16 protein-coding genes are annotated in these 22,760 nt (G+C 63.6%); 8 read left to right on the top strand and 8 right to left on the bottom strand.

The features are described from left to right. Window positions 1-7: 7 nt before the first annotated feature. From MVA47_RS17160 to MVA47_RS17130, 7 genes are all read left to right on the top strand, one after another. Entirely contained in the window at window positions 8-985 is a 978-nt protein-coding gene (locus MVA47_RS17160; RefSeq protein ID WP_247208843.1) for an acyl-CoA desaturase, read from the top strand. Next, the gene (locus MVA47_RS17155) at window positions 982-1,248 is read left to right on the top strand and encodes an acyl carrier protein (RefSeq protein ID WP_247208841.1); all 267 of its coding nucleotides are present in this window, start codon (window positions 982-984) and stop codon (window positions 1,246-1,248) included. The genes MVA47_RS17160 and MVA47_RS17155 overlap by 4 nt, the downstream gene beginning before the upstream one ends. After that, window positions 1,245-2,150 carry a class I SAM-dependent methyltransferase gene (locus tag MVA47_RS17150; protein ID WP_247208840.1) on the top strand — a complete coding sequence of 302 codons (906 nt, stop codon included), beginning with the start codon at window positions 1,245-1,247 and terminating at the stop codon, window positions 2,148-2,150. Before MVA47_RS17155 ends, MVA47_RS17150 begins: the two co-directional genes overlap by 4 nt. A gap of 248 nt (window positions 2,151-2,398) precedes the next feature. Continuing rightward, the gene (locus MVA47_RS17145) at window positions 2,399-3,439 is read left to right on the top strand and encodes a cytochrome P450 (RefSeq protein ID WP_247208838.1); all 1,041 of its coding nucleotides are present in this window, start codon (window positions 2,399-2,401) and stop codon (window positions 3,437-3,439) included. Then, on the top strand, window positions 3,436-4,176 hold the full coding sequence (locus MVA47_RS17140) for a thioesterase II family protein (protein ID WP_247208837.1): 741 nt from the start codon (window positions 3,436-3,438) through the stop codon (window positions 4,174-4,176). Before MVA47_RS17145 ends, MVA47_RS17140 begins: the two co-directional genes overlap by 4 nt. Then, window positions 4,173-6,014 (top strand): fatty acyl-AMP ligase, encoded by a 1,842-nt coding sequence (locus MVA47_RS17135; RefSeq protein WP_247208835.1) that lies wholly within the window; start codon window positions 4,173-4,175, stop codon window positions 6,012-6,014. Before MVA47_RS17140 ends, MVA47_RS17135 begins: the two co-directional genes overlap by 4 nt. Then, window positions 5,995-6,432 (top strand): PaaI family thioesterase, encoded by a 438-nt coding sequence (locus MVA47_RS17130; RefSeq protein ID WP_247208834.1) that lies wholly within the window; start codon window positions 5,995-5,997, stop codon window positions 6,430-6,432. Before MVA47_RS17135 ends, MVA47_RS17130 begins: the two co-directional genes overlap by 20 nt. A 32-nt stretch (window positions 6,433-6,464) precedes the next feature. Here MVA47_RS17130 and MVA47_RS17125 read toward each other — a convergent pair whose 3' ends face one another. The 8 genes from MVA47_RS17125 to MVA47_RS17090 all read right to left on the bottom strand — a co-directional run bounded on the left by MVA47_RS17125 (window position 6,465) and on the right by MVA47_RS17090 (window position 22,117). Next, on the bottom strand, window positions 6,465-7,292 hold the full coding sequence (locus tag MVA47_RS17125) for an alpha/beta fold hydrolase (RefSeq protein WP_247208833.1): 828 nt from the start codon (window positions 7,290-7,292) through the stop codon (window positions 6,465-6,467). A gap of 23 nt (window positions 7,293-7,315) precedes the next feature. Further along, window positions 7,316-8,872 (bottom strand): PfaD family polyunsaturated fatty acid/polyketide biosynthesis protein, encoded by a 1,557-nt coding sequence (locus MVA47_RS17120; RefSeq protein WP_247208832.1) that lies wholly within the window; start codon window positions 8,870-8,872, stop codon window positions 7,316-7,318. Window position 8,873: 1 nt separating this feature from the next. Continuing rightward, window positions 8,874-10,910, bottom strand: coding sequence for a beta-ketoacyl synthase (locus MVA47_RS17115; RefSeq protein WP_247208831.1), 2,037 nt, complete (start codon window positions 10,908-10,910; stop codon window positions 8,874-8,876). Between the two features lie 35 nt (window positions 10,911-10,945). Further along, on the bottom strand, window positions 10,946-17,248 hold the full coding sequence (locus tag MVA47_RS17110; protein ID WP_247208829.1) for a type I polyketide synthase: 6,303 nt from the start codon (window positions 17,246-17,248) through the stop codon (window positions 10,946-10,948). Between the two features lie 41 nt (window positions 17,249-17,289). Further along, complete coding sequence (locus MVA47_RS17105) at window positions 17,290-17,895, bottom strand: SGNH/GDSL hydrolase family protein (RefSeq protein ID WP_247208827.1); 606 nt, start codon at window positions 17,893-17,895, stop codon at window positions 17,290-17,292. Beyond that, entirely contained in the window at window positions 17,892-19,127 is a 1,236-nt protein-coding gene (locus tag MVA47_RS17100; RefSeq protein WP_247208826.1) for an NAD(P)/FAD-dependent oxidoreductase, read from the bottom strand. Before MVA47_RS17100 ends, MVA47_RS17105 begins: the two co-directional genes overlap by 4 nt. A gap of 168 nt (window positions 19,128-19,295) precedes the next feature. Further along, window positions 19,296-20,978: a long-chain fatty acid--CoA ligase gene (locus tag MVA47_RS17095; protein ID WP_247208824.1), complete on the bottom strand. Its 1,683-nt coding sequence runs from the start codon at window positions 20,976-20,978 to the stop codon at window positions 19,296-19,298. 83 nt (window positions 20,979-21,061) lie between these two features. Continuing rightward, window positions 21,062-22,117, bottom strand: a complete 1,056-nt coding sequence (locus MVA47_RS17090; protein WP_247208823.1) for a LysR family transcriptional regulator — start codon at window positions 22,115-22,117, stop codon at window positions 21,062-21,064. Window positions 22,118-22,302: 185 nt separating this feature from the next. Between MVA47_RS17090 and MVA47_RS17085 the strand changes: the two genes are divergently transcribed. Continuing rightward, window positions 22,303-22,740 (top strand): hypothetical protein, encoded by a 438-nt coding sequence (locus MVA47_RS17085; RefSeq protein WP_247208821.1) that lies wholly within the window; start codon window positions 22,303-22,305, stop codon window positions 22,738-22,740. Window positions 22,741-22,760 lie beyond the last annotated feature (20 nt).

Raw genomic sequence — 22,760 nt, 5'->3', positions numbered from 1 at the left:
GACCCAGATGACCGACAATCACCTCGCACCGCAGGCCCCGCGAACCAAGACCGTGAGCAATGCGTATCTGCACCGGCTGCAGCGTCGGCACTTTCTGCTGTTCGACATCCTCCCGATCGTCGGAACCGTAGCGGCTCTGGCGTTCCTCTTCGTACACCCCCTCGGACTCACCGAGCTCGTCTTGTTCTTCTCGCTCTGGTTACTGACGGGACTGGGAATCACCGTTGGTTACCACCGGCTCTTCACTCATCGCACCTTCAAGGCGAAGCAATCGGTGATCACCGCGCTGGTGATCTTCGGATCCATGGCGGGTCAAGGCGGAGTCGTCTCGTGGGTCGCCCTGCATCGCCGACACCACGAATGCGGTGACCGGGACGGAGACCCCCACTCCCCCAACCTTTATGGTTCCGATGTCAAGGGACGTCTCCGAGGTCTGATGCACTCACACTTCCTGTGGATGCGCCGCCATGAGTATCCGAACGTGGTCCACTACGCGCCGGACCTCATCAAGAATCGTGCCCTTGTCCGCGTCGCGCGCCAGTACTACTACTGGGTTGCCCTGGGTCTCGTCTTGCCCGCCGTGATCGGCGGTGTGGTGTACCAGAGCTGGACCGGGGTGATCAGTGGGCTCCTGTGGGGTGGGTTGGTCCGGATGTTCGTCCTCGAGCACATCGTCTGGGCCATCAACTCCTTCCTGCACATGTTCGGTACACGGCCCTATGCGTCGAGGGAGAACAGCCGCAACGGAGGAGTGTTTGCCCTTGTGACGCTGGGCGAATCCTGGCACAACAACCACCACGCTTTCCCGGAGTCGGCTTCGTTCGGATTGGACTGGTACCGGCTGGACCCGGGTTACTGGCTCATCAGGTTGCTGGCAGCGTGCGGGCTCGTGTGGGATCTCGGCCTACCGTCCGACGAACGTAGGGCAGCAAAACGCATCACGGACAACACCTGTGACACCTCGACGAGTGGAGTGCCGGCATGAGTGACAAGAGTTCGAACACTCGCAGCGACGAAATTGTCAGTTGGTGCCAGGACTACGTCGGCAACATCTTGGGAGTGGCGGGCGACAGAGTGAATCCCGACGCGACCTTCGACCGGCTTGGCATCGACTCGGCCCTGGCGGTGTCTCTACTCATCGATGTCGAAGGACATTTCGGGGTCGAGGTTCCGCCAGAGGCGCTGTTCGACAATCCGACTCTCCGGGCAGTGGCCGGATACGTACACGAGAGGTCCGTGCGACTGTGATCGCTCGGGTCGACGAGATCGCCGGAGAGGAGCGGAAGTCCGCCGCCACGCGCGCCATTCGTCATCACTACGACGTCGGTGACGATTTCTACGGGCTCTGGCTGGATCCGTCGCTGTCGTACTCGTGCGCCATGCCCACCGACGCCGCGGACACACTCGATGTCGCGCAGCAACGCAAACTCCGATTCCACCTCGAGGCGGTGCGGGCCGACACGGCGCGTTCGATCCTCGATGTGGGATGCGGATGGGGCGCGATACTCGAGCAGGCGTCGGTGAAGTACGGCGCGACACGTGCGGTGGGCCTCACGTTGAGTGCGACGCAAACTCGGCACATTCGGGAGCTCGCCTTACGCGGCGTGGAAGTGCGCACCGAGAACTGGATGGACTTCGCGCCGGATGACCGTTTCGGCGGAATCATCTCCATCGGTGCGTTCGAACATTTCGCTCGGCCAGACGACACCCCCGCGGAGAAGATCGGGATATACCGCGAGTTCTTCTCCCGGTGCCGCACCTGGCTCAACAGTGACGGGACGTTGTCGCTGCAGACCATCGCTTACGCGAACATGTCCCGGAGCGACGCCAATTCGTTCATGCAACAGGAGATCTTTCCCGACGCCGACCTCCCGACGTTGACTGAGATAGTCAGCGCGGCCGACGGATTGTTCGAGGTGCAGTCGGTTGCCAACGGCCGACTCGACTACGCCTGGACCTGCGAACAGTGGGCTCAGCGGCTTCGCGCCCGTCGCGAGGAAGCCAACGCCCTCGTCGGTGAGGATGTGGTTGCTCGCTACGAGCGGTACCTGAAGATGTCCGCAATCGGCTTCCGGATGAACAAGATCTGTCTCCTGCGCCTGGTTCTACGGCCTTATGCCGGGGGCCACTTCGGCGGGTTGCCGAGATGACCGGCACCACATCATCGGTAGCTGGCGGAGGTCCGACCTCCGTCACTCCCCCCGGCGCCGTTCGGGACGTAGCACGGTTCAACCCGTTCAGCGCCGCGTTTCGCGACGATCCATATCGTCAGTACCGCACCCTTCAACAGCAAGCGGCACCGCACAGGACCCTGGGTATGTGGGTGCTGACCCGACATGCAGATGTCGAATCGGTGTTGACGGACCGGACGTTCAGCTCAGCGGTGATACCACAATTGGTGAATCGGCAAGCAGATCGTCTGTCGCAGTGCAACGTTGCGCGGATCGAGCGGCTGGGCGAGAAGTCGCTGGTGTTCACCGACAATCCGGACCACGCGCGGATACGCGGCCTGATCAATCAGGCGTTCAGCAGTAAAGCTGTCGCCTCGCTACGGCCGCGAATTGTCGGTGTCGCGCAGAAGTTGTTCGAGCAGACGCGGCACGACGGCATGGACATCATCGGTGACTATGCCGCACCTTTGCCCGTGACCGTGATGTGTGACTGGATGGACGTTCCGGAGAGCATTCGTGCACAGGTCGGGCCGTGGACTCGGGATATCCGGTTCCTGTTGGAACCAGGCCTGATGAGTGCCGCGGTCTTCAGTCGCGTGTGCGACGTGGTGGAGGAGTTCACCACTGCGTTCGACGACCTGGTGGCTCACCGCAAAGCGCACCCCGGCACGGACCTGATCAGCAATCTACTGGCCGCGAAGACCTCAGGGGGCGACGCCTTCGCATCCGAGGAGATCGTCTTTCTGTGCATCATGTGTTTTGTCGCCGGCAACGAGACCACCAAGTCACTGATCGGGAACGCTGTGCTGGCCCTGTTGCAGCACCCCGAGCAACGAAACCTGCTGACGTCGGACCGGTCCCTGGCAACCGCTGCGGTGGCAGAGACCCTCCGCTTTCAGAGCCCGCTACAGATGACCAAACGAGTCGCCACCCGCGGAGTCGAGATCAGCGGGAGCGAGGTGGAAGCCGGCGACCAGATACTGCTCTGTATCGGGGCTGCGAACAGAGACCCCGCTGTGTTCGAGAAGCCAGATGAGTTCGACTTGACCCGCACCGGTCAGCGTCACCTCGCGTTCGGTCACGGCATGCACGGCTGTCTCGGCGGCCTCCTCGCGCGGCTACAGGCAGAGGTTGCGATCGGCGTTCTCTTCGGCGATTCCGGACGGCGCCTGGAACTGGTGACCGAGCACGTCGACTGGCAGACAGACAGTTTGATCGTCCGCGGGCTCTCCCAGCTCCCGGTTCGACTGATCGATGAGGCGGCATGACCACGTCCGTGCTGTTGAGGGGCGCCGACGACTCCCCTGTCCATTTGATATGCGTCCCGCACGCCGGCGGAGGCGCGGCGTCCTTCAATCGATGGCTCGGCCTGTTCCCCACCACCATCGCAGTGGTGCGAACCCAACTCCCTGGCCGAGAGGATCGAGCGTCCGAGCCGCACTTTCGCCGGGTCGGCGAGGCGGTCAGTGCATTGGTCTCCGACATCTGTCTTCTCGACTCACGGTTTGCGCTGTACGGCCACAGCATGGGGGCACTGGTGGCGTTCGAATTGGCGCACGAGCTGTGTGCTGCCGGTGCCGCGCCTGTCCACCTGTTTGTGTCGGGACGTCGTGCACCTCATCGTTCCCCGAGTAGGACACCGATACATGACGCCTCAGAACCGGACTTGATCACAGCGCTGCGCACGATGGGGGGCATGGGTGATATCGAGGCAACGAGCCCCGAGTTCCGCCAGTACGTGCTGGCTCTGATCAGAGCCGACCTGGAACTGTCGGAGAAGTACACGTTCGGGCGCACAACAACACTGCCGTGTCCGATCACGGCCTTCTACGGGACAGGAGATCCGGTGGTTGACCCCGAGGAAGTTCGAGCTTGGGCAGCACACTCACACAATGCATTTCGATCGCATGAGTTCACAGGGGACCACTTTTTCCACCAGCAGCACCGCGACGCCATCGCTGCCCACATGGTCCGCGCGCTCGACAACGTGGTGCCCGCGAAGTGAATGTAGCGCAACGGTCCCTTACCGAATCGCCGACGTTGCCGCAGCTGCTGCGTGAACGTGCAGACTCTGATCCGGACAGGAAAGCGTATGTCTTCCTTGATGATTCGGGTGTCGAGACGGTGACGCTGACCTACGGGGCACTGTACCGGCAGGCCACGGAGGTGGCGTGGCGACTGCTGTCGTGCTGCCGACCCGGCGATCGCGCGGTTCTGGTGTTCCCTCAGGGTCCGGACTTCATCGTCGCCTACTTCGGGTGCCTGTACGCAGGAGTTGTCGCTGTGCCGGTTGTTCCGCCGGGAGCACACGGGCAGCGGACCACCACAGCGAACATCGTGCGGGACTGTGAACCCACGACTGTCCTCACCGTGAGCTCGATGCTGGAGCCGGCGCGGGCGCTGCCGGCGCTGATGGTGCAGGCGATCAGCTGGATCGTCGTCGACCAGATGCAACCTACAGGCATCGACTTCACCGACCAGATGGATGCCGAACTGGAGGCGCGGCGCCCCGCGATCGGCGACATCGCCTTTCTGCAGTACACCTCTGGCTCGACCTCAGACCCCAAAGGGGTGATGGTCACGCACGGCAATCTTGTCGCCAATCAACGGATGATCCAGGCGGCGTTCGGTCATGACGATCAGTCGACCGTGGTGGGGTGGGCGCCCTTCTTTCACGACCAGGGGCTGATCGGCAATGTCTTGCAGCCGCTCTACGTCGGCGCCACCAGCGTCCTGATGTCACCGTCCGCGTTCATCCGACGGCCACTGATGTGGCTGTCGGCGATCTCGCGTTATCGCGCGCACACGAGTGGAGGCCCGAACTTCGCCTTCGATCTGTGTGTTGCGCGGGCTACGGACGCCGTGGTCGCCGGACTCGACCTGAGCCACTGGAAAGTTGCCTTCAACGGAGCCGAGCCGATCCGCGACGACACCGTGCGACGATTCGCCGAACGATTCGAACCCGCGGGGTTCACCGAAGCCGCGTTCATGCCTTGTTACGGCCTGGCCGAGGCGACGCTTCTGGTGACGGCAGCGAGAAAGGGCAGGGGCTCTTGCCACATCGTGGTCGATCCCGCGGAGCGCAGTCGTAAACGCCTTGTGCCGGAGACGAATCACAGTCCCGAGCCATCGTCGCCCACCCTCGTCGGATCGGGAACGGTCTTGCTCCGAGAGGATGTTCGCATCATCGATCCAGATACCCGACGGCCGTGCCGCGCCGATCAGATCGGTGAGATCTGGGTTGCCGGAGACCATGTGGCACAGGGATACTGGCGTCGACCAGACGAGTCGGCGGCGACCTTTGCTGCCCACATCGACGGCTCGCCCGCTTCGAGGTACTTACGCACCGGCGATCTCGGCGCATTCATCGACGATGAACTCTTCGTTGTGGGACGCCTCAAAGACATGGTGATCATCCGCGGGACGAACTACTACCCTCACGACATCGAGCACACAGTACAGTCGGCACATCCGTCGGTCCGGCCTGGTGGTTGCGCTGCGTTCTCCACGGTACGAGACAGTGTGGAGAGCCTGGTGGTGGTAGCGGAGATCAGAGGTGAAGACCCGCTGCCCGAGTCGCGGTGTCACGACATCTCGTTCGCAATTCGAAGCGCGGTCACGCGCGAACACCAGGTGACCGTCAGCGATGTGCTCTTGGTGACGCCGGGACAACTCCACAAGACCACCAGCGGGAAGATCATGCGAGCCTCAGCTCGACGTCGCTACCTCGCAGGTGATTTCGAATGTGTACGGCCACAGACCTCAACACCCGATCCGCAGCGCATCGACTCGGACTCAGTAGTCCCAGAAAAGGACGGTAGAGATGGAAGCTCCAAACCCTGATTTCGAGCAGGCGGTGAGGGACGTCGTCCTCAGCATGCCCGCGGCCAAACATCTGGGTTTCGATTTCACCCGCATCGAACCCGGGGATGTCGAACTCGTGGCGCCCTACCGCCAGGAGCTGACCCAACACAACGGATTCTTTCAGGGTGGCGTCATCGGCTCACTGGCAGACTTCGCCGGCGGTTCGGCCGCCGGAACTCTGCTTGCACCCGGCTGGATCAACATGACGGTCGACTACACGATCAAGATCTTGGCACCGGCAAAAGGCGACAAACTGGTGGTCCATGGTCGAGTACTCAAGGCAGGCAGCACCATCACGGTGGCTGCCGCAGACGTGTTCACTTCAACCGCAGTCGGTGACACGTTATGTGCCACCGGGCTGGTGACCATGCGCAACATCCGACTGATGAAAAACTGACGCGAGCAATCTAGCTGTCGTCCTCGGGTTGATCACTGGGTTCGGGGCACCTCGGCGAGGAAGTCCGCAAGATGAGCTGAAATCGCCGCCGGCTGTTCCACGGTGCTGCTGTGACCGCAGTTGTCGATCACCTGCAGTCGGGCCGTCGGTATCGACGATGCGATGTGTTCGGACTCCGACGGTGGCGTGGCGGCGTCATCCGCACCGACGAGTACAAGCGTCGGTACGGCGATCGCGCCGATCTCGTGATCTACCGAGGCGCGTTCGGCAACCCCGTACACCGCCTTGCGCACGCTACTGCGTTTCCGTTGTCCCACCGCTTGTCGCCAGCGATCGAGCGATGCTTTGTTCCGCGGATCTCGGCGATACGACGGGCCGAACATGTGAGGCGCGACCATCGATGCGATCGGTCCGAATCCGATCAATTGCTGCGTCCACGCCAGTCGTTTGTACTCCCGGACTGTGCCGGGCGTTTCGGCGCGGGCGCTGGTGTCCAGCAGAGTGAGGGACAGAAGCATCTCGCCGTGGCGGGCGCCGAGGCGCAAACCGACAAATCCCCCCATCGAGAGCCCCACCCAGTGCACGGGCCCGATGTCGAGAGCCCGGAGCAGGCCCAGCGCATCCCTGGTGAGGGTTTCGATGTCGTACCCGTCGACTGTCGGGGGCGAAATTCCTTGCCCCCGCCAATCGAAGGCAACACACCTGTAGCGTCCCCGCAGCACCTCGACCTGCGCCTCGAACATCGTGCTGTCGAACAACAATCCGTGCGCAAACACGACTGTCTGCGCGCCGGGCACGCCCGCCGGCGCACCCGTGTCGTGGTACCCGATGGTTGTACCGCCCACCACCACCTCGGACATGGCTACTCCCTCGTCGAATGTGACTACAGGGACGGCCAGTAGGTCGCACACTGCGGCGGGAAGTGCACACCCGCACCGCGCAGGATGCTCACCCGGGTGTGGAATGCGGCACCGGTCATGACGTGATGCGCGATGTCCGCGGCGCGACGGTTGCGGGCGGACGCCAGATGCGTTCCGGCCGCCCAGGAATTGAACGCTCCCATGGCCGGGCCGCACCACACTTGGTAGTCCGCTGTTCGGGTCTCGTCCCCACCGATGCTCCATCCTGACGAGAGGCCGAGGTACCACCGGAACACCAGCGCCATCCGGCGACGCGGGTTGTTCTGGGCAGCCGCGATCTGGTTCGGGTCACGTTCGGTGAAGTAACGCACGCACTCGTCCCAGACCGATTCCAGCGGCCGGCGGAAGATGTCGCGTTCGAGCCCGTCGCGCACCTTCTGCGGGATCGCGTCGATCGAGTCGTAAGCGCGGTACGCGTCGTACAGCTGAGCGGCGCGGCCGGCGAACATGGTTCCTCGCCGCAGTACCTGCACCTGCACGCCCATCTCGAACATGTCCGAGGACGGGGCCATCACGCAATCGGCTGAACCCGCGGTTGCCAGAAGCTCTTTCGTGGCCGCGGAGGTACCCGCCTCCACGCTTGCCTGATTGATCGACCCGGTCACGACGTACGCCGCTCCAAGTCCGAAAGCCGCCGCGGCGGCCGCAGGCGTCCCGATGCCGCCCGCCGCCCCGATTCGAACATTCGCGGCGAGAGGCGATTCCCCGGCGATGCGGTCGCGCAACGCGATGATCTCAGGTAATGCCACCAGCAACGGCCGGCGATCGGTGTGACCACCCGAGTCCGCCTCGACGGTGACGTCATCGGCCATCGGTACCGTTGCGGCCAGGTGGGCCGACTCCGCGGTGATGTCACCCGATTCCATGAGCTGGCGCAGCAACGCGGCGGGCGCCGGCCGCAAGAAGGCCTCCGCCACCTCGAGCCGGGACACCTTCGCCACCACCCTGTGCCCCCGGACGATTTCCCCGTCGGGAGCGGATCTGAGCCCGAGAACTCGATAGCGGACCAGTTCCGCCGTCATGGACATGAACGCGGACGCCTCGACGCAGGTCACCCGATGGCGCAGGCACGCATCCACGATGGCGCGTTCGAGTGCGGGTTCGCTCGGACTGTGGATGACGTTGCAGGCAAACGGGGTATCGCGCAGTGTTGCTGTCAGCTCGGCCAGCGCCGCATCGACCTTCGCCGGTACGACGCCTGCAGCGCCGTAGGAGGCAAGGTATCCGGCTTTGGCAAGCGCGCTGACCAGATCGGGCGATGCGATTCCATTGGCCATCGCGCCGGCCATGTATCCGTATCGCACACCGTGAAAATGCTGGAAGGATCGATCGCCGAGACGGTCAGGCGTCAACGGCCCGACGGCAGCGAGCACTTCTGACCGAGCAGCGACTGCCTCGTCGGACGTCACCCGGATGTCTTCTCTGTCCCGGATCACCCAGCACGGTCGCGAGAGGTCTGACAATGCCGCTGTCGTCTGGGCGATCTCATCGGTCCCGGATGTTGTGGACGGCGCAACCATGTCAGATCCCTTCTCTGAGTTCAACCGAAATGTCGATGAGTTCGTAGATGCGCAAACCCGGTTTCCACAGCGACGCGTCTGCGACGACAACAACCGAGCCGGGCTGAGGGCGAATGTCTTTCACGTGGACCTCCAGCTCACAATGACCGTCGTCTGGGACGAACTGGCCGCGGTACTTCCAGTTGAAGGGCACGTTCACGGGAATGTGGAACTGGGGGTCACGCCATTGCCGGTGCATCCCGGCATCCACCATCCACTCTTGGATGCACTGAATCACCGACTCGACGCCGAGTGAACCCGGTATCACCGGGTCGAGGTAGAAATGGCAGTCGAAGAACCACTCGTCTGCCTCGATGTCGCGGGTCATGTGCAGATACCCCTTGCCGTACTGGCCACCCCCGTCGACCACATCGACTCCGTCGACCAGAGCCAACGCCCCCATGGAGCACAGCGGTTCGCGTCGGTCCCGACGTGCCGCCACATCTATGGTGCGTACCTGTGGTGCCGAGTCCAATGTCTCGAGCCAGTTCGGTCGATGGCGTCCTGCGTCGAGCCCGGTTTGATTGTCCAGGGCCGAATCGCTGAAGTACCCGAACATGGTCGTGCCGCTGTAGAACTCATCTCCGTCCATCCGAAGGGAGTAGTCGAAACTCTGCAGCGATGACCCAGGCATGAGCGTCGTCGACACGAGCGTCGAGCTCTGGTCGACCGTCTTTCCCCGGAGGTCCAGTCTGCGACTGACGGTGGCGGTTCCGCCGAGGTTTCGAAGTCGCAAGGTCTCAGTGGACCCGAGCGTGGGGCCGAGGTAGTAGCCCATCAGCAGAGCGGCCTGCAACGATGTCTCCATGTAGACGAAGTGCGGCACGGATCCGTTTGCAGTGTCCTCCAGGTACCACGCGTCGGCAGGCACGTCGTATTCGGTGCGATAGTCCGCACCGGCGTCCCAATTGCCTCGTGTGCCGGAGAACTCTGTGACCCGGTCAACCAGCAACAGCCCTCCGGTGGGCAGCCGAGTGGCCCGGTTGCCGGTGTAGCGCGAGAACTCGGGTCCGAACGCGATCCCCTGATCACCGCGGGCCAGATGCGCCATGTGGAACTCGCTCAACAGTGCCTGCCGGCCGGTTGTCGCCACGCGTCCGGTCCAGCCCTGCAGGTGACCGTTGGTACCGGGGCCCAATGCGACACCATCGCGAGGTATGAAGTCAACGGTGACATCGAAGCCGTTGTCCCGGGACGGCTCTGACCCAGAGATACTCACGCGCGCCCGTAGATGCGGAATCGGGACGAGATCGATCTCCACCACGCGCAATGACAATCGTTGTGAGGAAGGTGGATTCGGTGCAGTGCCGTGTGCCTGCGATTCGGCCACACAATCGGACATGCACAGATGCAGGCCAACGAACACACCGAAAACCTCGGCCGCGGACCGTGCGGCCGCAACGGGGTCACCGTTGTACCTCACTGTGAGGCCGCCGAAGTCGGCCCCGCGTGCCGACGACTCGAGACCTTCGATGCTCTGTACCTGTCCGTGGGACGCGACTGTCAACATGCTGTTCGCGGCGATGGTTCGGCCTGTTGCATGATCGGTGGCGGTTTGGCAGTGCGTCGGACCGAACACCTGCTCGATCCCGCCGCGGGTGAGTACATCGATGTCTTCAGAGGACAGCTCCCGTTTGGCGGATCGGGCCAGAGGTCGAAAACAACGCACAGCAGCGAGTTCGGCAGCGCGAGTGGTGGAGAACGTTTCTACGGTCTCGGGCCACCTCTTTTCACCCAGTTGTTTCGGTGCCGGGTTGAGGCCATCGTGCAGTGTCGCCCGTGCGACAGCCGACGCGGCAGCAATGGTGGCCTGGTGAGCACGGACAACGCTGTCTCGGACTGCGGCCAGCGGTGCCATCGTCCCCACCGGCACAGTTTCTCGCGGTGCGAGCAATTCGCGGGTCCGGTTGCCGGCGGATCTCGGCACGGCCTCCACCACGTCCGCGGGTCGGGCAGGTACGGGATTGAACACAATGCCGTCAAAGCGGATGTGTGCCATGTATCTTCCTGTCTTCGATGCGTGGTTCCGGGTGGTCAGTTCCACTGCCGGGCCGACTCAAGAAACATTGCTGAAAGGTCAGGCGCGGTGACCACCGAAACGTCGTTCCAGCGTTGCAAGACTGTGTTGTCTTGCGCGATCGCCACCGCATCAACAGTGGCCGACAACGCATCGCGCCTGAGATTGTCGGCGACGACGGTGAATGCCTCGCCGGTCGGCAGTTGGTGGTAGAAGTCAATGGAACCCACGCCCATCGGCAGGCACGCCGCTCCCAGCGCGCTGTGTGCGAGTACCGGTGGCACCTGCAGGATCAGGTCGGCTTGCACCGGATTGTGCAACATTCCCTGGTACGCTCCAAGCGCTACAACCGCTTCGGGTAGCGAGGCGGTGACCACCAATCGCGATTCGGACAACTCCAAGACCTCCGCGAGCCCACGAAGGGCCGGTCCGTGGAACTGCTGTCCCTCGTCGTAGATGAACTGAGCGTCCTTCCCGACGTGGCCCCAGTCGGGATCGACTGTGGTCATCGGCGGCTCGTTGTCGGCCAACAGGAGTTGAGCGACGTAATGAGGGATGAGGCGTTCGCCATCAACACTCGTGACCCGGACCGACAACGTGGTCGCGTCGCGCGTCGGCTCGGCATGTACCAGCAGCTGCGGGACCGTCGAACCCGACGGAAAGGAGACGCCATTGAGTACACGGAAGTCTCTGACCCCTCGGACGCATCGACCCGGCAACGCTCTCTCCGCCACGTTGATCATCGCGCCGAGTGCGAAAGTGGCAGGGAGTACCACCTTCTCGCCGATCCGGTGCGCCTCGATGATCGGGTGGCGCGCCAGATCCTCGATGACGCGGCGTGCGGTGAAGGCAACCGGATCCGGGGCGGATCCGGAAGCCAACGGACGCGTCGGCCCGATCAAGACCACTACATCGTCCCTGCGTTCTACCGAGAACTGCTCTGCGAAAGCCACTGCGCCTGCCCGTGGGTGGAGTAATTCGACCCCGTTGTCGCGGAAGTGCGCCCGTAACACGTCATCGACCATGCCGGCGTCCCACGCTCCCCAATCGATCGCGGTGACGTGACGTTCCGGGTGCCGACGCTTCGTGGCAACCGCGAATCGTCCAAGGGCTTCGTTGGCGGTGGCGTAATCACTCTGGCCCCGATTGCCGAAGAGCCCGGCCACGGACGTGAACAACACCAGGTGTTCGACGGGCGAGTCGTCGGCGGCTGAGTCCAAAGAGTCCATCAGTGCGTCGATCCCACGCAGTTTCGGAGTGAGGACCCGCGCGATCTCTGAATCTTCTTTCGACGCGATCAGTGAGTCGGCAAGGACGCCCGCACCGTGAATGATGCCCGTGACCGACTGCCTGTAGGGCGCAAGCGCAGTGCGCAGTGCGTCGGCGTCGGTCACATCGACGCTCAGGTATTGCCCACGTTCTCCCAGCGCGTTCAGAGTTTCGCGGATCTCGCGTCCCGCCCGTACGCCAGCGCAGCGAGAGTTGATGTCGCGGGGCGTCAGTCCACTTCCGGCCAACGCCCTGATCGCCGCACCTTGTAACGAGGCGTCGTCGACTCCTTGTGCCCAATCTGGGTCCGGTGAAGGATCGGTGCGCCCCAGAAGGATGAAGCGAGCTTCAGTGCGGGCGGCCAGTTCACGAACACAGAGGGCGGTCACGCCACGGGCTCCGCCGGACACCACCAGAAGATCGTTCGCGCCTACCGACATGTCGTGGAGCGGGTCCTCACCGACCGCAGACAACTCTGTGGCCGGGGCCCCGTGCCCGCTGGGAACCAGGGTGTGCCGCTCCCCCAGCTCACCGACACCCACCTCGAGGGTGTCGACCGCCGAATCGTGTGACTCGTCGATGATCGTCCGGGCGAACTGGTCCGGATCTACCAGTGGATTGACATCCACTGCGCGGCAGAACAGCTCGGGGCGTTCCGCTGCCAGTGTCTTCACTGCACCACCGATGCCGGCGGCCATTGCCGCCACCGGGTCGACATCGAGGTCGCCGAAGCCGAGGGCACCGTCGACGGTGGTGACTGCCAGCAACGCGGCGCGCCCGCCCGTCGGGATCAGTGCTTTGGAGGCTGCCTTGATGGCGAGGATCGAGTCGGAGAGGACTTGTTGAGCCTCCGAGATCGTTGTCGGCTCACCCAGGATCACCACGCAGAGGTCAGCCTGCGAGTCCGTCGGCTGATCCGTTGCAGTCTCGGACGAACCGGTGGTGCCGGAGTGCGCTTGTGAGCCCGTCACCCGCCAGCGCTGTGCTCGCAGTGCTTCGGACAGCGCGTCGACGAGCCGGGAGCTGACGTTCCCGACGATGAGCAGGGATGCGGTCGGATCAGTGGTGAATACGTCGACAGCGCGGTCGATCCGAGGCAGGGCCACGAGTTCGACCGGTGTTCGTTCGGCCGATGGAAGTTCGTCGGTCGAATCAGTCTGCTCTGAGGTCAGGGCGTGATCAGTGAGCCGCGGCGCCACCGCGGCCGGCGCTTTTGGGTAAGCATCACTCCCCTCGGAGATGACCTCGACGATTTGGTCGATCGTTCGAAGCTCACCGAGTTGCTCGGGGCCCAGACTCGGGAGGTGCGGGAACCGCTCCTGTACCGCTCCGAGCACCTGAACCCGTTTGATCGAGTCGACGCCCAGGTCGGACTCCAGATCCATCGTGCTGCCGATCATCTCGACCGGATACCCGGTCTTTTCGGCGATGACCTCCCGAAGGGCGGTGTGGAGATCGTCGGCAGCAGCCTCGTGTCCGTCCACTGCCGGCACGCTTGGGGCCGCGGAAGGCTCGGCGGCCGGCTCCGACAGATCTGAACCGGGTATCGAGGGCTCGGCCGGAGGCGTCGAGGTGGTGCTGACCGGTGCGGCATTGTCCTGACGAGCAGTGTGCGCGGCCGGGGCGTTCGACGTCTGATCGGACCGTGCCGACTCCGTGTCAACTGGTGCGGAGATGGCGGGCACCGGCGACGACTGAACGGTGACGGACCGCCGAGCGCGGGCCGGGACCGCAGTTGTCTCGGGCGACAGCCCTGCTTCGAGTTCGGCGAGCCCGACCAACACGTGTGCTGCTTGGGAATGGCTGTCGCTCAACGCCACCGACTGATTGCTGACCGCTTCGATCGCCCGGATCGATCCGTCGTCGAGGTTGCCGCGACGCAGCGCGTCAGCGAGGTCGCGAGCGATTCCGAGTTGGGCCCCCAGGAACTCGCGGTGGGTGTCGAGGTGCTGGTTCAATGCCGAGTTCAGGTGACCGTCATTCGGGTCCCCGGCGCGGGAAAGGTGTTGTGTCACTGTGAACTCCTCAGGACGTTCTGCGGGTGTGTGTGGTGTGGTCGTCGGATGTTCGTCGGCACCGAGCGGATTGGGCTGGACCGGATCGGGTCGAACGGGATCATCGATGTCGTCGGCGCCGACCGTGTTGATCCGATAGCCGTTGGCCAGTACGTCGGCGTACGCCTTACGACGGGTTTCCGGAACGTATTCCGGTGCTGAGATGGTGACCGCCATCGCCGACGTGCGCGGTGGGGCCGGCGGGTCGGCCTGATACCGATTGATGCCGGACAACGGCATCCCCAACACCGCCAGAGCGACCGCGGCCCGTTTGAGCCCGAGGTCTCCGTCTCCCATCGGTCCGATGTCGGTGGGAATCGCGATGACCTGATCACCCAGCGTGCGCCGAACCAGAGACGTGAGCACCTGTTTGGGTCCGAACTCGACGAAGGCCGTGCAGCCCGCGTCGCGCATTCCTCGGAGCACCGCCACGAACTCGACCGGGTGCATCAATTGGTCGACGAGGATGTCGGCGTTGCCTGCAGCATCGGGTCCGTAGACACGTTCGGGATCGTTTCCGTACACCGCGCCCTGGGGGGCACCAATGGTGACCGAGTCCACCGCCTCGCGGAACGTGCCGGTGGCGTGTGCGACGTACGGCGTATGGAACGCTGCCGACACCGGCAATGTCCTTGTGTTCCAGCCGAGCTCAGCGCATTGTTCGGCGAAATCCGCCACGGCGTCATTGCCACCACCGACCACCACTTGGTCAGGGGCGTTGTGATTGCACACGTAAACGTCGTCGGTGCGGTCGACCAGCTCGTCGACGTCGGAGCGCGAAGCGCGAACGGCCAGCATCGCTCCCCGGTCTGAGCCCGATTCTTTGGCCATCGCGGCGCCGCGAGCGCGCGCCAGCCGGAAGTAGTCCCCGGTCTCCAGTGCGCCGGACGCCCAGAGCGCGCCGAGCTCCCCGAAACTGTGTCCGCCGAACGCTTCGGCGGCGAAGCCCAGTTCTGACAGGAATCTGTACTGACCGACCGATACCGCACCGATCGCCGGTTGCGCATGCTCGGTGAGCTTGAGGAGCTCCTCCTGCTCGGCCCGTTCATCGTCGTCGAAGGCCGGAGGCGGGAACACGATGGAGCCGAGTCGGCGCTCCACACCTTCGAAAGCGGCGTTGGCGTCATCAAAGGCCCCTGCCACCGGCGGTAGGTTCATGGCCGAGGAGGCCGCCATGTTGACGTACTGGCTGCCCTGCCCAGAGAACAGTGCGCCCACCTTGAGGTCGGCCTGCGCCTGTCGGCGAAAGTATATGCCCTCTGGGTGATTCCAGGCCGGTGAGTCAGCGTCGCGCGCCAATGTCTCCAACGCGACCTCGATGAGCCGGCTGCGCTGCTCCTCGTCGACCCACACGAAGCCGATTCTGGCGTCGGTTGCCGGGATGGCGCCCCCATCGACCGGCGAACCGCTCTGGAGTTCCTCGATGAGCGCCGGCACATCCTGCGCGTGCCAGAGCGAAGCCGTCGGCGTCTGGTGCCAGGTCCGCACCCCGCTTCGGTCCGTATCGACTTCCTCGAGAACCATGTGAAAGTTCGTGCCGCCGAATCCCATTGCCGAGACCGCCGCCCTACGCACCGGGCGATGTGGATCGAGCACCCATGGACGGGTGAGACTGTTGACGTAGTAAGGCGCGCCATCTGTGATGACCGGGTTGGGACGACTCACGTTGATGGTGCCCGGCAGGATCTTGTGATGCAGACCCAGTGCCAGTTTGATCAGGCTGGCTGTACCGGCTGCGCCCTTGGTGTGCCCGATCTGCGATTTGACACTACCGAGCGCAGCAAACGCCTCCTCATCGGTGTTGGCACGCAGCATCTTTCCGAGTGCTGTGAGTTCGGTCTTGTCGCCGACTGCTGTACCGGTGGCGTGTGCCTCGAACAGTTCGACCGACGAAGGCTCGCAGCGGGCATCGTCGTACGCACGTTGGAGCGCCACTCGCTGGCCATCGGCGTGGGGAGCGTAGATGCTGTTGGATCGTCCGTCACTCGATGACCCGATTCCCTTGATGACCGCATAGACCTTGTTGCCGTCCCGACGTGCGTCCGACAGTCGACGCAGGGCAAGCATGCAGATGCCTTCACCGAGCAGCGTGCCGTCGGCGTTGTCGGAGAAGGGGCTGATCTGCCCGGTAGGCGACAGCGCGCCCACCTTGGAGAAACAGAGGTAGATGAAGATCGAATTCTCGGTGTCGACACCACCGGTGATCATCGTGTCTGCTCGGCCGTCGACCAGCTCCGCGATCGCGGTACGAATGGCTGCGAGCGAGGCGGCGCAGGCGGCATCGACGGTGCAGTTCATACCGCCGAGTCCGAACCTGTTCGCGATCCGCCCTGCGACGACGTTGGCGAGGAGGCCGGGAAACGAGTTCTCCTCCCACGGTGCGAAGGCGGCCACGTACTTTTCGGCAACGGCCTCGGTGTCGGCCTCGCTGAGGCCACAGCTACGAGCGGCCGCCTTGAGGACCGGTGTCGACAGCCGGGCGGCAAGAGGGTGCATCAGCGGTACCGGACCGGTGGTACCGATGACGACGCCGGTGCGGGAAGGGTCGTACCAGGAGGAATCCTGGGCGCCGGCGTCGCCGAGGAGGTCACGGACAACACCGAGACTCAGAGTCTGCATGGTGCTGGTCACCTCGAGCTGATTCGGTGGCATACCGAACTCGACGGGATCGAACTCGACGTCCGGGATGAACGCACCCCGATTGGAATAGGTCTTGTCGGGCGCAGTCCTGTCGGCGTCGTAGTAGTCCTCCAGGTCCCATCGCGACTGCGGCACCTCGGTGGTGCAGTCCGTCCCGTCGACGATGTTCTGCCAGTAGTCTCGGATGTTCTTGGCGCCGGGTAGCAGTGCTGACATGCCGACGATCGCGATCGGGGTGTCGGCCAGCCGCCGGTTCACATATTCGGTGTCGGGTACATCGGACGGCGGCGAATCGTTTCTGGGATTGCTCGATTCGGGGCCGTGGCCCGCCGTGTCGTGGGGTGATGCGAGTGTCACGTCTGTCTCCACTGGAGTTGGTGGTGCGAGGATCGATCGGGTCAGGCCGCGAGGTCCGTGTCCGCACGCCGTGCGATGGTTGCCGCGATGGATTGCGCAAAAGTGCTGTGTCCCAGCGCATTGGGGTGCAATCCGTCTGCCGACCAGAGGTCACTGCGCGCCCACTGCCGGTCGGCAGCGATGTCAAGCAGTACTGTTCCGGTCCGGTCGCACACGTCGGCCAGTACGGTGTTCGCGTACTGGAAGCGTTCGCGGAGCAGGTCGGCGAACGATGCGGGAACCGGCAGACGAGCCGGGATATCGGGGTAGGTGGCCGTGAACACGGTCGGTGATACAGCGCTCAATGTCTCGAAGATGGTGTTCACGTTGTCGCTGAATCGATTTCGATCGAAGTCGCTGACAAGATCGTTGACACCCACGATGACTCCGGTCAATGGTGCCCGCGCACTGAGTGCCCGATCGAGTTGGTCGCTGACCACAACGGTGGTGGTGGCGCCGTGCGCGCCAAGGTTGCAGACCTTGGCCGAGCGGAGGCCGAGTTGGCCGGCAAGTCGCGGAACCCATCCGCGGAAGCCGCCACCGGCATTCTCATCACCCCGGCCTTCGACGAAACTGTCGCCGATGGCACATAGCCCGTAGCCGCTCATGCCTGGACCAGGTGCCGATCGCCGACCGGCAGATCGACGGTCGCGTACAACTCTGCGAGATTGTCAGGCGCGAAGAACTCTTCACCCGGGTATCCACCGGCAATGAGACCGAAGAACTTCGTCGTGTAGTCAGGGCTCTTGCTCGCAGCCCGGAAGACCGAGTCGTAGTACGGGGTCAAGGAGAGCTCCGAGATGCTCTTGGTGAGTTCGTACGTTCCGGCACTCTGGGCGTCCCGGTCGGCTTGGTAGGAGGCGAGGGCGTCGTACAACGGGCGCTGGCCGCCCAGGCCTTCCACCAGGCGATGCGCGAGCATCTCGCCGTACTTGAAGGCGTCGGTGATACCCCAGCCCGTGAACGGGTCCTTGTGATAGCCGGCGTCGCCCACCAAGGCCCACCCCGGACCGAAGGAGGTGCGGCGGTAGTTGTCCGGGTAGGTCATCGGTCGCAACCGCTCCACCCGGGTGCCGTTGTCGCGGAGGCTCTCTCCGTATTTCGGATCGATGGCGTCCACGATCTCCTGGATGTTCGCGTCGGGGTCCTTACGGAACTCCTTGAGACGGTCGCGCTTGCGCATCACGGCAACAAGGTAGAGATCGTCATTCGTCGGCCATGCGGCGAACTGCTGTTCCCCGAAACCGGTGCGATGTTGCATACCCCAGTCGAGCCCGGAGTAGTACGAGTAGTAGACGAAGCACGCGCCGGCCGATTGGTCGTACTTCTGGGCGTCGACACGCTTGGCCACGGTGGAGTTCGCGCCGTCGGCTCCGACCACGAACGCGGCTCTGAACTCTTCGGTGGATCCACCGGCGCGGCTGCCGCGGATACCCACCACCTGATCACCTTCGAAGATCAGATCGCGCACGGTGAATCCCTCGATCATCTCGGCGCCGGCTTCGCGCGCGGCGTCGACGAGAATGGAGTCGAGCACAGTCCGGCGAGGGCAGTACACGGCGTCGATTCCGTCGATCGGGTCTGCCATTCCGCTCAGTGCGATGTCGGTGTAAGAGAAGTTCAGGTGCCGAATGGGCGGGCAGCCGCTGGCGATCACCCGGTCGAGCAATCCCCAATCCTGCAGTCGGGACAGCCCGGCCTGGTGGATGTAATGGGTGGAGACCGTGTCGCTCGGGAATGTTGCCCCGTCGACCGCGAGTACCTTGAGCCCACTGCGTGCCAACAGCATTGCCACCGACGATCCCGAAACCCGGGTGCCGACCACGATTACGTCGTACATGCGATTCTCCCTGCGATCAGTGCGATCTGATGTGTGATGACTTCAGTCTTCTGCGGAACGGATGAGGGCTCCAGGCCGTCATGCGTAGTCTCATCGGTCTATCGACGTAAGCTATTGCCAGCTAACAGGTTTCAGAATTCATCCGGCGTTCATGCTGCTACGAACTGGTTACACCCGGATTGCGTACAGCTCATCGACAAGATGCCGATGTGTGTCGATGATGTTGGTGCGCCTGAGTTTCAGCGATGAGGTCAGGAGGCCTTCTTGCACCGTGAAGTCACCTTCGACGATTCGGAACTCGCGAATGGACTCGGCACGCGACACCAGGCTGTTGGCATCGTCGATCGCCTGCTGCACAGCGTGGGTCAACCGTGTATCCCTGAGGTCGCCGGTGGCGTCCGTCGTTTCTTTTCGCCATCGCGCGTACTGGGCCTGATCCAGCGTCACCAGTGCGGTGACAAATGGTCGGCCGTCGCCGATGACGATGCAATTGCTCACCAACGGGTGCAGGCGGATCCTGTCCTCGAGTGGCGTGGGGGCGACGTTCTTTCCCCCGCTGGTCACCAGGATCTCCTTCTTGCGGCCCGTGATGACGAGATACCCGTCGGCGTCCAGCTCGCCGATGTCGCCGGTGTGGAGCCATCCCTCCGCGTCCACGGCGGTCTTGTCCGCGGCGGCGCCCCAGTACCCACGGCTGACGTTGGCTCCTCCCACCAGCACTTCGCCGTCGTCGGCGATCGCGACCGTCGTCCCTGGAATCGGGCGTCCCACAGTGCCGACCCGGTTGGTCGCGGGCTCGTTGACCGTCACTGCGGTGGCGGTCTCTGTCATGCCGTAGCAGTTGAGTAGTCGCACACCGAACCCCGCATAGAACGCAACTGTCGTCGCATCGAGCGATGCACCACCTGAGATGACGTTGGTCAGGCGACCGCCGAGCAATCCGGCAACGGGTTCGGCGGCTTCGAGTTCGGTCGACGTCAACGCCGTGTGACCACGCGCGATCGCTCCGGCCTCGTCTGCCGGGGTGAGGCCTTGCCGGGCGATCTTGCGGATCTTCTCCAGTGCGTACGGCACCAGGGCGAGAAAGCTCGGTGAAATCGCCGGGAGTTGCGGGATCAGCTCAGGGATGCTGCTGATGAAGTGGGTCTTGGTGCCGCCCAGCAAACCGGCGAACAAGATCGTCTGACCGAACACGTGCGACAGGGGCAGAGCCAGAGCTGTCACCGCGGTTGGATCGACGAACATGTCACCGGTCCTCAGCACGGTGTTCGACGCGGCTGCGAACATGTTGCGGTGGGAGATGACACATCCCTTTGCGGGACCCGTTGTGCCGCTCGTGTATACGATCATCGCGACGTCATCGGCCACACACGCTGCCAAGGTGTCCTCGATGTCGAGTGCGGACGCCGACGCGTCGATCAGATCGTCGAAGGTGATCGACGGTACTCCCCCTTCGACGAGTCGATCGCTGTCCGTGACGGTGTCGGCAATGCCCAGTACCGCCCCTGAATCGGCCAGAATGTGCGCGATCTGCTGGGCGGACGAGGTCGGGTACACCGGAACCACCACGGCTCCGAGCGCGAGAACAGCAAGGTCGGTCAGCACCCAGTCGAGGCTGGTTGTCGACAGGATCGCGACCCGATCACCCCGGCGCACACCACGCTGGGACAAGATCCCCGCACGCTGGCGAACCTCGTCGTCGGCCTGCGCGCCGGACAGCGCGGTTCCATCCGCACCCGAGACAAGTATTTGTCGTAAAGAATTGCTTCCGAACACCTTTCGAACCCGGTCGTACAGGTTCTCGTCGGCCAGGAGGTCAAGGCCGGTACCGCCGTGCGATATCTGCTTCATGAGAACAATGGTTGTTCGTGGCCTTCCGGCAGGGCAGTACGGGCGTCACTTTCCGACCGTGCCAGAGGTTTTGCCTATGGCAGTCAGTGAACGACAGCAATCCGGTGGCCCGGGCCGGCCGGAGATTGTGCCGGAACCCGCGACGACGACGTCCTGGACAACACGTTCTGCGACTTCGCATCTGGAGGATTGTTCTGTGACTGAGCTGCCAACGTACCGGCGCGCCTGGCTGTTTCGTCTTCGTCACATATCTCGTCGACGCATTCGACGAAGGCATCCACCGCGCTGTTCACCGTGGAAGCCGACCACACCATGTACAGGTCGATGGTGGGAATCGGGTCGATGAGTTTGACCGCCACGGAGGACGCACCCGCGGTGCCCATACCCACTGCCGCCGCCCGCGACAGCGATGCGAATGCGACATACGGTTTCACCGCAACCATGTGCGCTGTCCCACTCGGGTCGTCCGAGGTCTGCGCGATCGTCAGGGAGACCCCTGCCTCGGTCGCTGCCGCGACGATCACGTCATACATCGCGGGGCACTGTTCGCGAGCGAACAGCACGCACCGTTCGGCGGCCAGCTCCGCGCATTGCACGCTCGACCGGCCGGCCCACGGATGCGAGCGACCGACCACGGCCACGATGGGAACCTTGGACAACAGCAACCTGGCCCGCAATCCCGGCAGCTGCGGCCGGCCATAGACCAGGGCGACGTCGAGCGAACCGTCCTGGAGTCCGCCGAGTTGTGGTCCCGTGCGCTTCTCCCACAGCGACACTGCCATCCTGGGGTGCCGCTCGTTGAGCCTGGTCAGCGCCGCGGGCAAGACGTGTCTGCTCGCCGGGAAGTTGTAACCGATATTCAGGGATCCGACCTGGCCGGCGGCCGTCGACTTCGCGACATCGACAGCCTTTTCCATCTGTGCGACCACCACTCTGGCTTGCTTGGCGAACTCGACACCCGACGACGTCAACTGGACCTCGTGTGACGTGCGGACCACCAGCGTGACACCCAGTGACTTCTCCAGCTTTTGCAGTTGTGCACTGAGCGACGGCTGTGACAGATGCAGACGTGCGGCGGCCCGGCCGAAATGCAATTCTTCAGCGAGCGTGATGAATGACTTGAGATGTCGAAAATCCATTGCGCCCCCTTACCTGGACTCGCTCGGAAGACTAGCGAGGCCGGGTGACCCACGGTGAAACGTCAGGTGCCCCCTCGGTGTCGAAGGGACCAAGCCGACACGGGAACTGAGAGCCGTGTGCCCAGTCACCTGAGGCAGTACTCAGGGTGTGTCTTATTTCGTCCGCATATGGGTACAAATCGCAGGTGTCGAAAAATCATGAATCCGCACCCCTCGATCAGCGCCGGCCCGAAGGGGTCACCGATGCAACCGTGTCGGCCGTCGGCAAAGTATCCGAAGCGCTCGAATATGCCGATCGGGCGCGTGGGCACCTCTACTCGTTCCACCAGCTCACAGGTCACGCAGACCTCCTACTCGGTGAGGCGGTCGAGGCACTTCGCGATGCCGGTCACCATGAGCAGGCCGACCGACTGCAGGAAGACATGGTCGGTCGGAATGTGATCGAAGACAGGTGGACCTTCCAGATCGTCGAAGACTTCGACGACAACTACTGGTCGGAGTTTCGGAGGCACGACCAACAGATCAGGGATGAACTCCAGAGCGGTGTTCGACATGTGTTCGAGGCGGAGATGAAGCAGCGTCGGCGCACCCACGGCCGACGCCATCACGAAGAGAAGCCCTGACCAGCGAAACCATTATGTGG

Origin of the sequence: Williamsia sp. DF01-3 (genome assembly GCF_023051145.1) — a bacterium.
Taxonomy (GTDB): domain Bacteria; phylum Actinomycetota; class Actinomycetes; order Mycobacteriales; family Mycobacteriaceae; genus Williamsia.
The sequence above is the reverse complement of the archived record's forward strand: the minus strand, read 5'-3'. Positions and strand labels throughout refer to the sequence as shown.